The organism is Streptomyces sp. NPDC028928 (assembly GCF_055564915.1).
This window is the reverse complement of sequence record NZ_JBVHVI010000013.1, coordinates 209,738-222,953: the sequence shown is the minus strand read 5'-3', so window position 1 is coordinate 222,953 and position 13,216 is coordinate 209,738. Positions and strand designations below refer to the sequence as shown.

Here is a 13,216-nt window from a genome sequence, read left to right as displayed (position 1 = left end):
CGGCGGATACGGCTCCGGCCAGGCGCCCGCAGGCACCCGGCCGGTGAGAACTCCTAGATCTCGCCCCGCAGTTTGGCGAGCGCCTCGGCGAGGATCGCCTCGCCGTCCGCGTCGCTGCGCCGCTCCCGCACGTACGCGAGGTGCGTCTTGTAGGGCTCGGTGCGCGGCGGGTCCGGCGGGTTGTCCCGGTCCTGGCCGGCCGGGAATCCGCAGCGCGGGCAGTCCCAGGTGTCGGGAACCTGCGCGTCGCTGGCGAAGCTCGGCTGCGTCTCGTGCCCGTTGGAGCACCAGAAGGAGATGCGCAGACGCGGCGCGGACTCGCCGCGCTCGGCCTCGCCCATCGGCCCCGCCCCGACCCGGCTTCCTCGGATCGCGTTGCCACTTGCCACGGTCGTAACTCCCTGCGTGATGGTGCCGCGAAGCGAGTCGGCGTTTCGCTTCGCTGCGAGCGCCTCAGTCTACGTAAGGCCCAACGCGCGTCCAGTGATTGGAGTTACCGGCTCCCATATCCAGACGCAAGCCCCATGATAGGCCGCGCTCAGGAGCGCGTACCGAACATGGGGCTTTACGAGCGGAATGTGCGATTCGAGTGTCAGCTGTTCGTCTTCATCAGGATGCCGAGGACAATGATGCACGCGAACCACAGCAGGCCGACCACGATGGTGATCCGGTCGAGGTTGCGCTCGGCGACCGAGGAGCCGCCGACGGACGACGCCATGCCACCACCGAACATGTCGGAGAGGCCGCCGCCCTTTCCCTTGTGCATCAGCACCAGCAGCATCAGCAGCAGGCTGAAGACGATCAGGGCGATCGAGAACCCCAAAACCACGGCTGGACCAACTTCCTCGGATTCGGATGGACGACGGGGGCACAGCACCTCGGCTGTGCCCCCGCAAGAGTACGACGTATCGCCGCTACCGCCTACTCACGGCAGTGTCACTGATCGCGGAAGCGCACGATCTTGACGAACTCGTCGGCGTCCAGCGAGGCACCGCCGACCAGGGCGCCGTCGATGTCGGCCTGGGCCATGATCTCGGCGACGTTGCCCGACTTCACGGAGCCGCCGTACTGGATGCGGACCTTGTCGGCCACGTCCTGCGCGTAGAGCTCGGCGATCTTGGCGCGGATGGCGGCGCAGACCTCCTGGGCGTCCTCGGCGCCGCAGACCTTGCCGGTGCCGATGGCCCACACGGGCTCGTAGGCGATCACGATGGTCTCGGCCTGCTCGGCCGGGATGTCCTTCAGACCGCCCTCGACCTGGGCGAGGGTGTGGGTGACGTGGTTGCCCGCCTCGCGGACGTCCAGCTCCTCGCCGACGCACAGGATCGGAGTGAGGCCGTGCTTGTAGGCGGCCTTGACCTTGGCGTTGACCACGTCGTCGGTCTCGTGGTGGTACTGGCGCCGCTCGGAGTGGCCGATCACCACGTAGGTGCACTTCAGCTTGGCCAGCATCGGCCCGGAGATCTCGCCGGTGTAGGCGCCGGAGTCGTGCTGGGAGATGTCCTGGGCGCCGTACTTGATCTTGAGCTTGTCGCCGTCGACCAGGGTCTGCACGGAGCGCAGGTCGGTGAAGGGGGGCAGGACGGCGACCTCGACGGCCTCGTAGTCCTTGTCGGCCAGGGCGAAGGCGAGCTTCTGGACGTGTGCGATGGCCTCGAGGTGGTTGAGGTTCATCTTCCAGTTGCCCGCCATCAGCGGCGTGCGCGTGCTCATTGAGGTCAGTCCTCCAGTGCGGCGAGGCCGGGGAGCGTCTTGCCCTCGAGGTATTCGAGGGAGGCGCCGCCACCGGTCGAGATGTGGCCGAATGCGGTCTCGTCGAAGCCGAGCGTGCGCACGGCCGCGGCGGAGTCACCGCCGCCGACGACGGTGAAACCTTCCGCGTCGACGAGGGCCTGGGCGACCGCCTTGGTGCCCTCGGCGTAGTCGGGGTGCTCGAAGACGCCCATGGGACCGTTCCAGAAGACGGTCGCGGCGTCGGCGAGCTTCGAGGCGTACAGCTCTCGGGTCTTGGGGCCGATGTCCAGGCCCTCCTGGTCGGCGGGGATCTTGTCCGCGTCGACCACGGTGTACTCGGCGGGCGCCTTGGTCTTCAGGTCCGGGAAGGTCCGGGAGACCAGGACGTCGACGGGGAGCAGCAGCTCGACGCCCTGCTTCTCGGCGCGCTCCATGTACTCGGTGACGGCCGGGATCTGGTCCTCCTGGAGGAGGGAGATGCCGACCTCGTAGCCCTTGGCCTTGAGGAAGGTGTAGGCCATGCCGCCGCCGATGAGCAGGCGGTCGGCCTTGTCGAGCAGCTGGTCGATGACGGCGAGCTTGTCGGAGACCTTGGCGCCGCCGAGCGCGACGACGTAGGGGCGCCGGACGTCCTCGGTGAGCTTCTTCAGGACGCCGACCTCGGTGGCGATGAGGTGGCCGGCGTAGTGCGGCAGCCGGGCCGGAAGGTCGTAGACCGAGGCGTGCTTGCGGTGGACCGCGCCGAAGCCGTCACCGACGTAGACGTCGGCGAGGGCGGCGAGCTGGTCGGCGAAGGCGCCGCGCTCGGCGTCGTCCTTGGACGTCTCACCGGGGTTGAAGCGCAGGTTCTCCAGGACGGCGACCTGGCCCTCGTCGAGGCCGGCGACGGCGTCCTGCGCGGACTGCCCGACGGTGTCGGTCGCGAAGGCCACGGCCGAGCCGAGGAGTTCACCCAGGCGGGAGGCGGCCGGAGCGAGCGAGAAGGCGGGGTCCGGGGCGCCCTTGGGGCGGCCCAGGTGCGAGGCGACGACCACCTTGGCGCCCGCGTCCGCGAGGGCCTTGACGGTGGGCAGGACGGCACGGATGCGGCCGTCGTCGGTGATCGTCCCGTCGGACAGCGGCACGTTGAGGTCGGCGCGGACGAAGACCCGCTTGCCGCTCACGCCGTCGGCGAGAAGTTCGTCGATCGTCTTCATTGAGTGGACTCCTACAGGAGGGCTCGTGGTGCACCTGATCGTAAAAGGACGTGGTCAGTACGTGGGACAGGGCCCGGACAGCGCGGCGGTGCGCTGCACGGGCCCTGCTCTCACTTCGGAGGTCCTGCTTCAGCGATCAGAGCTGGTTGCCGACGAAGACCGTGAGGTCCACGAGGCGGTTGGAGTAGCCCCACTCGTTGTCGTACCAGCCGATGACCTTCACGTTCTTGCCCTCCTGGACCATGGTCAGGGAGGAGTCGAAGGTGCAGGACGCCGGGGCGTTGACGATGTCGGAGGAGACGATCGGGTCCTCGGTGTAGTCGAGGAGGCCCTTCAGCTCACCCTCGGCGGCCTTCTGGAAGGCGGCGTTGACCTCTTCCTTGGTGACCTCGCGGCCCAGCTCGACCACCAGGTCGGTGACGGAGCCGGTCGGGACCGGGACGCGCATGGCGATGCCGTCCAGCTTGCCCTTGAGCTGCGGCAGGACCAGGGCGGTGGCCTTGGCGGCACCGGTGGTGGTCGGGATGATGTTCTCGGCGGCGGCACGGGCGCGGCGCAGGTCCTTGTGCGGGAAGTCCAGGATGCGCTGGTCGTTCGTGTACGCGTGCACCGTGGTCATCAGACCCTTGACGATGCCGAAGTTCTCGTCCAGGACCTTCGCCATCGGCGCCACACAGTTGGTGGTGCAGGAGGCGTTGGAGATGACGTGGTGGTTGGCCGCGTCGTACTTGTCCTGGTTGACGCCCATCACGATGGTGATGTCCTCGTCCTTGGCCGGAGCCGAGATGAGGACCTTCTTGGCGCCGCCGGCGAGGTGCTTGGCCGCGTCCTCACGCTTGGTGAAGATGCCGGTGGACTCGATGACGATGTCGACACCCAGCTCGCCCCACGGGATGTCGGCCGGGTTGCGCTCGGAGAGCACCTTGATGGTGTGGCCGTCGACGGTGATGGTGTCGGCGGTGTGGGAGACCTCCTGCTTCAGGCGGCCCAGGATCGTGTCGTACTTCAGCAGGTGAGCGGTGGTCGCGGTGTCACCCAGGTCGTTGACAGCCACGACCTCGATGTCCGCCCCCTGCTCCAGCAGCGCGCGGAAGTAGTTACGCCCGATGCGGCCGAAGCCGTTGATGCCTACGCGGATCGTCACGAACCGATCTCCTCGTTGGTACGCCGGCCATGCGGTGCCGGCGAGCTCTGTTTGGGATGTCCCCGACCACCACCGACCCTACCTCTCTGAGGGCCCCGGAGTGACATCGAGATGCCGCATACACGGGCAGGCAGTCCGTACCCGCCAGTAGGGGTACGGACCACCAGGGATCGACAATGGCTTCACCCGCATTTGTTACGGAATGCGGCCCGTTATTGACGCCGTTTTCACTCGTTCGTGAGCGGGTCGGCTCACCTGTCGAGTGCCTTGTCCGTGCACCGTTGAGAGGGGGTCGCGCTCACCTGTCGAGCGAGCTGAACGCCTTCCTCAGCAGAGTCGCCCTGTCGGCGGCCGACGGCACCTGCTCCAGGCCGAAACCGAGCAGCACGGTGTCGTCCGTGGTGACCGCTCCGTACGTCTGGAACAGGGTCCCGGTGCGCGTCCAGTCCTTCAGCACCGCCGGGCTGCCGGCGGGCGGTCCGGCCACCGTCCACGCGCCCAGGGACGACTCGAAGCCCTCGGTCTCCCTCGCCACGCCGCCCACGGTCAGCGAGGCGTCGTCGGCGAGGACACCGTGCCCGCCGCTGCCGGGGTCGGTGATGTAGCTGATCGAGACCTCGACGGACCTCCCGGCGTACGCGCTCAGGTCGAAGCCCACCTGCTGCCAGCCGCCCGAGCTGCCGGTGAGGCTGTGCCAGGAACCGGTGGTGCCGGTCGCGGTGCAGGCGTTGCCCGTGAGCGTCAGGTAGTGCTTCAGCCAGGGGTGCTCACCGATCAGGAAGCCGGCCCCGCAGTCCTCGGGCACGGCCGCCTTGGTGGCACCGCCGGTCTCCGGCAGGGTCGTCCAGTCGTCGGCGCCCACGGTGTGCGCCTCGACCACCGCGTGGTCGTAGCCGGACTCGGTGTCCCACAGCAGGCGGGTGCTCAGGGCCGGCTTGTCGGCCGCACTGACACCCCTGAGGTCGATGGTGCGGATGAGGCGCTTGTAGGCGTCGTCGGTGTGCACGGCGGCGGCCATGGCGGAGCCGGTGTACGGCCCGTACGGGTTGACGGTGCCGGCGAAGGTGCCCGCGCCCGCGCTCTTGAACTGCGGGTACCTACCGGCCGGCAGCTCGTCGGAGGTGACGCCGTAGGTACCGGCCTTGTCGAGCGGGTTGCCGGGCGCGTCACCGAGGGCGCCGGTGAAGCCGCCGAGCGCACCGGAGCCGGTGAAGCCGGTGGCCCCCTTGGTCGACGTACGGCTGTAGGCCCCCAGGTAGTACTGGCTGAAGTCGTCCGACAGGGTGCCGTCGCCGAGGTCGACGCTGCCGCCGGCCAGCTCGCCGGCCTCGATCAGCCTGCCGCCCTCGTTGAGGTAGGCGCGCAGCTGGAGCTGGGTGGCGTTGCCGGGGCCGTTGGCGCCCGAGTAGTGCACGACCGTCCGGAAGTGCTTCAGGACGCCGAGCGCGTCCGGCGCGCCCTGCGTGGCCACGTCCCAGACGAGCGCCCGGTGCCCGGCAGCCTTCAGCGCGTCCACGTACGTCCGCGCCCGCGCGGCGGCCGTGCCCTCCTCGGCGACGACGAGGGTGTCGGCCGTCGGCCGCTTCGCGACCGTGTAGGTGAAGTGCGCGCTGGAGACCTTCTTCCCGCCCCTGGTCCTGCCGGTGAACCACACCTCGACCTTGTCGCCCGGCTCGCCGTCCCGCACCCTGGCGCGGTACTCGCCGAAGTAGAGGTCGTCCCTGCCGCCGTAGGTCTCCCCGCCCTTCCAGGGCTTGAGCGCCCGGTCGCGCGTACGGCCGCCGTTGACGCGGTACTTGAGTTCCTTGTCCCGGACCGCCTTGCGGACGACGACCGAGACCTCCTGGTCCGCGCTCCGGGAGTACGACGTGGAGAACGCGGCCGGGGTGAAGTCGGCGGCGCTCAGGCCGACCGAGGAGGCCGGCTCGTCGGGGTGTACGGCGGTCTCGGCGACGGAGAGCGCGAACGGGATGTTCTTGGCGAACTCCTGCTGGATCAGCTTCTCGTCGTCGGGGAAGTTGAAGACCGACTGGCAGTCCTGGCTCTTCCAGGCATCGTCCGGGACCAGGTCCGACGCGGTCTGACAGGTCGACATCTCCGGGGTGAACATCGCCATCCCGTTGACGTTCGACGCGTGGCCGTCCGCCTCGCCGTTGGTGGTGTACAGCTCCGAGGAGACCTGCGGGTGGTAACCCGGGACGGCGGAGTTGCCGGGGGTGCCGGCCAGCGCCTTGTAGAGGACGTCGTCGGGGGTCGGGGTGGCCACCTGCCAGCCGACGCCGTAGAGGAGGAGTTCGGCGGCGGAGTGGTAGTTGATGCCGTACGTGAAGCCGATGCGCTTCTCGAAGCCGTCCAGGGCCTTGGTCTCGGGCTCGGACCCGGGGCTCGCGCCGCGGTAGGTCTGGCTGGTGGGGTTGGGGGACGAACCCTCGTCGTCGTAGCCCCACTTGTAGGCGAAGTTGCGGTTGAGGTCGACGCCGTCGCCCGTGCTGATGACGCCGTCGCCGTTGACGTCCCGCAGGTTCTTGCGCCACAGGCGGGTGCCGGAGTCCTTGAAGGTGTAGTCGTAGCCGTCCGGGTTGGCCGAGAGGACGAACCACAGCTCCGTCGAGTCGACGATCTTCCTGACCCGCTTGTCGCTCGCGTAGTGGTCCAGGTAGTAGTGCATCAGACGCCGGGTCATCTCCGGCGTGATCCACTCGCGCGCGTGCTGGTTCGACATGTACAGCACCGCGGGCTTGGAGCCGTCCTTCGACTTCTTCGCGTTCCTGGTCAGTTTGAGCGCGAGGATGTCCTGGCCCTTGACGGTCCTGCCGATGGACTCGACCTTGGTGAGACCGGGGTGGGCCCGGGCGGTCCGGAGGATCTCCTCCTTGAGTCCGCCGCTGCCGCTGTACGGGCGGAACACGCCCTGGGCGGCGTCCTCGACCCGTGCCTCCGCCCTGGCCGACAGGGTGTGCTCGGTGAGGGCGACGCCCTGCCCCCGCAGCTGCGCGGCCTGCTTCTCGGTGAGGTAGACCTCGACCCGGGTCTTGCCGCCTCCGGCCGCCTGCTCACCGAGTTCGTGGCCGTCCTGGCCCGCCTTGAGCAGCAGGGGTACCTGCTTCTTGGTGACCTCGGCGCGGAAGACCCTGACCTCGTCCGGCTCGGATGGCGCCGGACTGCCGTTCTGTGCCTGGGCGATGGGTGCGAGGCTCGCTCCGCCGATCAGAAGCGCGCCGACAGCGAGGATCGATCTCGCTCTGTGTCTCATGAACCCCCCTAGCGGTGGTCCGCCACAGCGACGAACAGGTTGCCAGGCTCATGTCACTCCATGATCGAGTCAAGAGCGCCTCACGGACACGCAAACGCCGGCGCCGACCACCCGATGGGAGTACGGCACCGGCGAGTTGACACGTCGTGTGGACGACGGCAGCGGCGCGTTCGACACGCGTCCGAACCGCGGCAGCGGCCAGGGGGCGCGTCGTCCGGACTACGGCAGCGACGCGTTCGACACCCGTCCGTGCCGCGGCACCGGCGAGGGGGCGCGCGTCCTGGTCACGGCACCGGTGAGGGGGCGCGCGTCCGGTCAGCCGGCCAGGTTGTCCGCCAGCTCCTCGGTGAGGTTCGCCTCCGTGCCCGGGATGCCCAGGTCGGCGGCGCGCTTGTCGGCCATCGCCAGCAGCCGGCGGATACGGCCCGCGACCGCGTCCTTCGTCAGCGGCGGGTCGGCGAGCGCGCCCAGCTCCTCCAGGGAGGCCTGCTTGTGCTCCATGCGCAGCCGGCCGGCGGCGGCCAGGTGCTCGGGCACCTCGTCGCCCAGGATCTCCAGGGCACGCTGGACCCGGGCCCCGGCGGCCACGGCGGCACGGGCCGAACGGCGCAGGTTGGCGTCGTCGAAGTTGGCGAGCCGGTTGGCCGTGGCCCGCACCTCGCGGCGCATCCGGCGCTCCTCCCAGGCCAGCACCGACTCGTGCGCGCCCAGCCGGGTGAGCAGGGCGCCGATCGCGTCACCGTCCCGGACGACGACCCGGTCCACCCCGCGCACCTCACGGGCCTTCGCGGCGATCGACAGCCTGCGGGCGGCCCCGACGAGCGCGAGCGCCGCCTCCGGGCCCGGGCAGGTCACCTCCAGGGAGGAGGAACGGCCGGGCTCGGTGAGCGAGCCGTGCGCCAGGAAGGCCCCGCGCCAGGCCGCCTCCGCGTCACAGGTGGCCCCGGAGACCACCTGCGGGGGCAGCCCGCGGATCGGCCGGCCCCGGCCGTCGACCAGGCCGGTCTGCCGGGCCAGCTGGTCACCGCCCGCGACGACCCGTACGACATACCGCGAGCCGCGGCGCAGCCCGCCGGGCGCCATCACGATCAGCTCGGAGCTGTGCCCGAAGATCTCCAGGATGTCCCGCTTGAGCCGGCGCGCCGCCATCGCGGTGTCCAGCTCCGCCTCGATCACGATGCGCCCGCTCACCAGGTGGAGGCCGCCGGCGAACCGCAGAATGGCGGAGACCTCCGCCTTCCTGCAGCAGGTCCGGGTGACGGGGAGCCGGGAGATCTCGTCCTTCACCGCTGCCGTCATCGCCATGGGCCGATCCTTCCATGCATCCGAAAAATACGGTCGTACGCGGCGGCCAACAGCTCCGGATCGTGCCGGGGTGATCCGTCGGTCCGGGCCACCGGGGCCAGCTCGACCGCGGCTCCCAGCCGCTTGGCGGCCTCGGTGAGCGAGTCGCGGTCGGGCACGGCGGCCTCGTCGGCCAGCACCACGTCCAGGGCGAGTTTAGGGGCGTGTCGCCCCAAAACCTCCAAATGACGCTGCGGGGAGAAGCCCTCGGTTTCTCCCGGCTGCGGCGCCAGGTTCAGCGAGAGCACCCGGCGCGCCTTGGTCTCCGTGAGGGCGTCCAGCAGCTCGGGGACGAGCAGGTGCGGGATCACCGAGGAGAACCAGGAACCGGGACCGAGCACCACCCAGTCCGCGTCCATGACCGCCGCCACCGCCTCGGGGACGGCCGGCGGGTCGTTGGGCACGAGGTGCACCGACTGCACCTCGCCGGGCGTCAGGGCCACGGTCGCCTGCCCGCGCACCGTGTCCACGTCGTCCGGCCGCTCCGGATCGTGCCCCTTGACCAGGGCCTGCAGCTCCAGCGGTACAGCCGACATGGGCAGCACGCGCCCGTGCGCGCCGAGCAGCTTGCCGACCAGGTCCAGCGCCTGCACATGGTCGCCGAGCTGCTCCCACAGGGCGACGATCAGCAGATTGCCGACCGCGTGGTCGTGCAGATCGCCCTGGGACTGGAAGCGGTGCTGGATGACCCGGGCCCAGGTCTGGCCCCAGTCGTCGTCACCGCACAGCGCGGCCAGCGCCTTGCGCAGGTCGCCGGGCGGCAGCACGCCCAGCTCGTCCCGGAGCCGGCCGCTGGAGCCGCCGTCGTCGGCAACGGTGACGACGGCGGTGAGATCGCCGGTGATCCGGCGCAGCGCGGCGAGCGACGCGGACAGGCCCATGCCGCCGCCGAGCGCGACCACCTTGGGCTGGGCGCCGCGCCGGCGCGGTCGGCCCCCGCGGGCCTCGGCCGGGCGGCCGGCGCGCGCGTCGGGCACCATCCGGCGCAGCCGGCTCAGCCGCGGTGTACGTTCCGTCATTCCCGTCCCATGTCCCGGTGCACGACCACCGTCTCCACGCCCTCGGCCGCGAGGCGCGCGGCGAGCTTCTCCGACATCGCGACCGAGCGGTGCTTGCCGCCGGTACAGCCGATGGCGATGGTCACGTACCGCTTGCCCTCGCGCCGGTAGCCGGCCGCGATGAGCCGCAGCAGCTCGGCGTACCGGTCCAGGAACTCCTTCGCGCCGGGCTGGTTGAAGACGTAGGCGGCGACCTCCTCGTTGAGGCCGGTGTACGGGCGCAGCTCCGGGACCCAGTGCGGGTTGGGCAGGAACCGCATGTCCGCGACCAGGTCGGCGTCGACCGGGAGGCCGTACTTGAAGCCGAAGGACATCACGGTGGCCCGCAGCTCGGGCTCCTCCTCGCCGGCGAACTGGGCGTCCATCTTGGCGCGCAGCTCGTGCACGTTGAGGCTGGAGGTGTCGATCACCAGGTCGGCGTCGCCGCGCAGCTCGCGCAGCAGCTCCCGCTCGGCGGCGATGCCGTCCACGATGCGGCCGTCGCCCTGGAGCGGGTGCGGACGGCGCACCGACTCGAAGCGGCGGACCAGGGCGTCGTCGGAGGACTCCAGGAAGACGATCCGCCGGGTGACGCCCCGGGTGTCCAGGTCGGCGAGGGACTCGCGCAGGTTGTCGAAGAAGCGCCGGCCGCGCACGTCGACGACGACCGCGATCCGCGCCACGTTGCCCTGCGAGCGGGCGCCCAGCTCCACCATGGTGGGGATGAGGGCGGGCGGGAGGTTGTCCACGACGAACCAGCCGAGGTCCTCCAGACACTTCGCGGCCGTGGACCGGCCCGCCCCGGACATGCCGGAGATGATCACCAGCTCGGGGATGGCCGCCTCGGGGGCCCCGGCTGTCTCGCTGCCCGTACTCACCTGTGCTCCGTTGTCCTGACCCGTGTCCTGCCGACCGGTTTCCTGGCCGGCGTCCTGCCGACCGGTTTCCTGGCCGGCGTCCTGCCGGACGACATCGTCGCCCGTGGCGCTGTGCGCCTGATCTCGCTGTGCTGTGGGCTGTGCGTCGTGCTCGGTCATGTCTCCTGCCCCCGTCGTTCGTCCGGGGCGCCCGCGGTCACGGGCTCCCCCGAGGAACCCCCCGTCGTGTCGGGTTCCTCGTCCTCAATGATCTCTCCGGTCGCCGTGTTCACGGCCGGTGCGGCCGGGGCCGCCTGGGCGAGGGCCACGGCGATGGTCTCGGCCGTCTTCCGGCCTATCCCGGGCACTTCCTGGATCTGCTCGATTGTGGCCGACCGCAGCTTCTTCACCGAGCCGAAATGCTTGATGAGCGCCTGTTTGCGGGTGTCGCCGAGACCCGGTACGTCGTCCAGCGGGCCCGCGCGGAAGCGCTTGGCGCGCTTGGTGCGCTGATAGGTGATCGCGAACCGGTGGGCCTCGTCGCGGACGCGCTGGAGCAGGTAGAGGCCCTCGCTGGTGCGGGGCAGGACCACGGGGTCGTCCTCCCCCGGCACCCAGACCTCCTCCAGGCGCTTGGCGAGACCGCAGACGGCGATGTCGTCGATCCCCAGCTCGTCCAGGGCGCGCCGGGCCGCCGCGACCTGCGGCTGACCGCCGTCGACCACCACCAGCTGGGGCGGGTAGGCGAACTTCCTGGGACGGCCGTCGTCGTCCTTGAGGGAGTCGGTGACCGGCTCCGTACCGGTGAGCGTGCCGTCGCCGTCGGCGAGCGAGCCCTCGACCGCGGAGCCGTCCGTGGCGGAGCCGTCGACGCCGGGGCCGTCGGTGCGGGTGCCGTCGAGGCCGGGGCCCTCCGTGCCGGAGCCGTCGGCCCACTCCCCCGTGCGCTCCTTCTCCGCGAGGTACCGCTTGAAGCGGCGGGTGATCACCTCGTGCATGGACCGGACGTCGTCCTGGCCGGCGAAGCCCTTGATCTGGAAGCGGCGGTACTCGCTCTTGCGCTGCAGGCCGTCCTCGAAGACGACCATGGAGGCCACCACGTCGTCGCCCTGGAGATGCGAGATGTCGTAGCACTCGATGCGCAGCGGGGCGCTGTCCAGGTCGAGGGCCTCGGCGATCTCCTCCAGCGCCCGCGAGCGGGTGGTCAGGTCGGAGGCGCGCTTGGTCTTGTGCAGCGCGAGGGCCTGCTGGGCGTTGCGCTGCACGGTCTCCATGAGCGCCCTCTTGTCGCCGCGCTGCGGGATGCGCAGCGACACGTTCGACCCGCGGCGGCCGGTCAGCCACTCCTGGACCGGCTCGACCGGCTCGGGCAGGGCCGGGACCAGCACCTCCTTGGGGACGGCGTCCCCGCTCTCCTCGCCGTACAGCTGCTGCAGCGCGTGCTCGACCAGGGCGCCGGTGGTGACCTCCTCGACCTTGTCGGTCACCCAGCCGCGCTGGCCGCGGACCCGGCCGCCGCGCACGTGGAAGATCTGCACGGCCGCCTCCAGCTCGTCCTCGGCGACGGCGATGAGGTCGGCGTCGGTCGCGTCGGCGAGCACGACCGCGTTCTTCTCCATGGCCTTCTTCAGGGCCTCGATGTCGTCGCGCAGACGGGCCGCCCGCTCGTACTCCATCTCCTCGGCCGCCTCCATCATCTGCTTCTCCAGACGGCGGAGGTAGGTGCCGGTACGGCCGGCCATGAAGTCGCAGAACTCCTCGGCCAGCTCCTGGTGGTCCTCGGGGGCGATCCGGCCGACACAGGGGGCGGAGCACTTGCCGATGTAGCCGAGCAGGCAGGGGCGGCCGGTGCGGGAGGCGTTCTTGAAGACGCCGGCCGAGCAGGTGCGCACCGGGAAGACCCGCAGCAGCAGGTCGACGGTGTCCCGGATGGCCCACGCGTGCGCGTACGGCCCGAAATAGCGGACGCCCTTCTTCTTGTGACCGCGCATCACCTGCACGCGAGGGAACTGCTCGTTCATCGTGACCGCGAGGTACGGGTAGCTCTTGTCGTCGCGGTACTTGACGTTGAACCGGGGGTCGTACTCCTTGATCCAGGAGTACTCCAGCTGCAGCGCCTCCACCTCGGTGGACACCACGGTCCACTCCACGGACGCGGCGGTGGTCACCATGGTCCGGGTGCGCGGGTGCAGGTTCGCCAGGTCCTGGAAGTAGTTCGCCAGGCGCTGGCGCAGGCTCTTCGCCTTTCCGACGTAGATCACCCGGCGGTGCTCGTCACGGAACCTGTACACCCCTGGAGAGTCCGGGATGTCTCCCGGCCTGGGGCGGTAGCTGGAGGGGTCGGCCATGCTTCACACCCTACTGGCGAGCACCGACACCGCGTCGGGCCTGTGGACAACGCCCGCACCCGTACGGCGCCCCCACCGGGGACCCGTGCCACGCTCCCCGGCCCCACCGGCCGCACGCCCGTCCCGGAGACGGGCGGCGTGTCCCTCCCGGCCTCTCCGGACGGCATGCCCCTCCTCGGGCGCCTCCCGTGATCCTCGGCACGTTCGCCGGTCGCGTTCCGGCCGTGCCGGGGACGCGCCGCGTGCCGCCGTCCCTCCGGCCAGGCCCTGGACCAGGCTCGCGGCGGCCCGCGCCGGGCCCCC

10 protein-coding genes are annotated in these 13,216 nt (G+C 70.6%); all 10 read right to left on the bottom strand.

Features of this window, described 5'->3' with window-relative positions:
- Window positions 1-53 precede the first annotated feature (53 nt).
- The 10 genes from ACZ4U1_RS29705 to uvrC all read right to left on the bottom strand — a co-directional run bounded on the left by ACZ4U1_RS29705 (window position 54) and on the right by uvrC (window position 12,913).
- Complete coding sequence (locus tag ACZ4U1_RS29705) at window positions 54-389, bottom strand: RNA polymerase-binding protein RbpA (RefSeq protein WP_003957010.1); 336 nt, start codon at window positions 387-389, stop codon at window positions 54-56.
- A gap of 203 nt (window positions 390-592) precedes the next feature.
- Window positions 593-823, bottom strand: a complete 231-nt coding sequence (gene secG / locus ACZ4U1_RS29700) for a preprotein translocase subunit SecG (protein WP_388754572.1) — start codon at window positions 821-823, stop codon at window positions 593-595.
- Window positions 824-936: 113 nt separating this feature from the next.
- Window positions 937-1,713, bottom strand: coding sequence for a triose-phosphate isomerase (tpiA, locus tag ACZ4U1_RS29695; protein ID WP_467907229.1), 777 nt, complete (start codon window positions 1,711-1,713; stop codon window positions 937-939).
- 5 nt (window positions 1,714-1,718) lie between these two features.
- Window positions 1,719-2,930, bottom strand: coding sequence for a phosphoglycerate kinase (locus tag ACZ4U1_RS29690; RefSeq protein WP_467907228.1), 1,212 nt, complete (start codon window positions 2,928-2,930; stop codon window positions 1,719-1,721).
- Window positions 2,931-3,066: 136 nt separating this feature from the next.
- Complete coding sequence (gene gap / locus ACZ4U1_RS29685) at window positions 3,067-4,074, bottom strand: type I glyceraldehyde-3-phosphate dehydrogenase (RefSeq protein WP_023551595.1); 1,008 nt, start codon at window positions 4,072-4,074, stop codon at window positions 3,067-3,069.
- Window positions 4,075-4,372: 298 nt separating this feature from the next.
- On the bottom strand, window positions 4,373-7,327 hold the full coding sequence (locus ACZ4U1_RS29680; RefSeq protein WP_467907227.1) for a M14 family metallopeptidase: 2,955 nt from the start codon (window positions 7,325-7,327) through the stop codon (window positions 4,373-4,375).
- A gap of 315 nt (window positions 7,328-7,642) precedes the next feature.
- Window positions 7,643-8,632, bottom strand: coding sequence for a DNA-binding protein WhiA (gene whiA / locus ACZ4U1_RS29675; RefSeq protein WP_014672011.1), 990 nt, complete (start codon window positions 8,630-8,632; stop codon window positions 7,643-7,645).
- Window positions 8,623-9,690, bottom strand: coding sequence for a gluconeogenesis factor YvcK family protein (locus tag ACZ4U1_RS29670; RefSeq protein ID WP_467907226.1), 1,068 nt, complete (start codon window positions 9,688-9,690; stop codon window positions 8,623-8,625). The genes whiA and ACZ4U1_RS29670 overlap by 10 nt, the downstream gene beginning before the upstream one ends.
- Window positions 9,687-10,745, bottom strand: a complete 1,059-nt coding sequence (gene rapZ, locus ACZ4U1_RS29665; protein WP_467907225.1) for an RNase adapter RapZ — start codon at window positions 10,743-10,745, stop codon at window positions 9,687-9,689. Before rapZ ends, ACZ4U1_RS29670 begins: the two co-directional genes overlap by 4 nt.
- Window positions 10,742-12,913: an excinuclease ABC subunit UvrC gene (gene uvrC / locus ACZ4U1_RS29660; protein WP_467907224.1), complete on the bottom strand. Its 2,172-nt coding sequence runs from the start codon at window positions 12,911-12,913 to the stop codon at window positions 10,742-10,744. Before uvrC ends, rapZ begins: the two co-directional genes overlap by 4 nt.
- Window positions 12,914-13,216 lie beyond the last annotated feature (303 nt).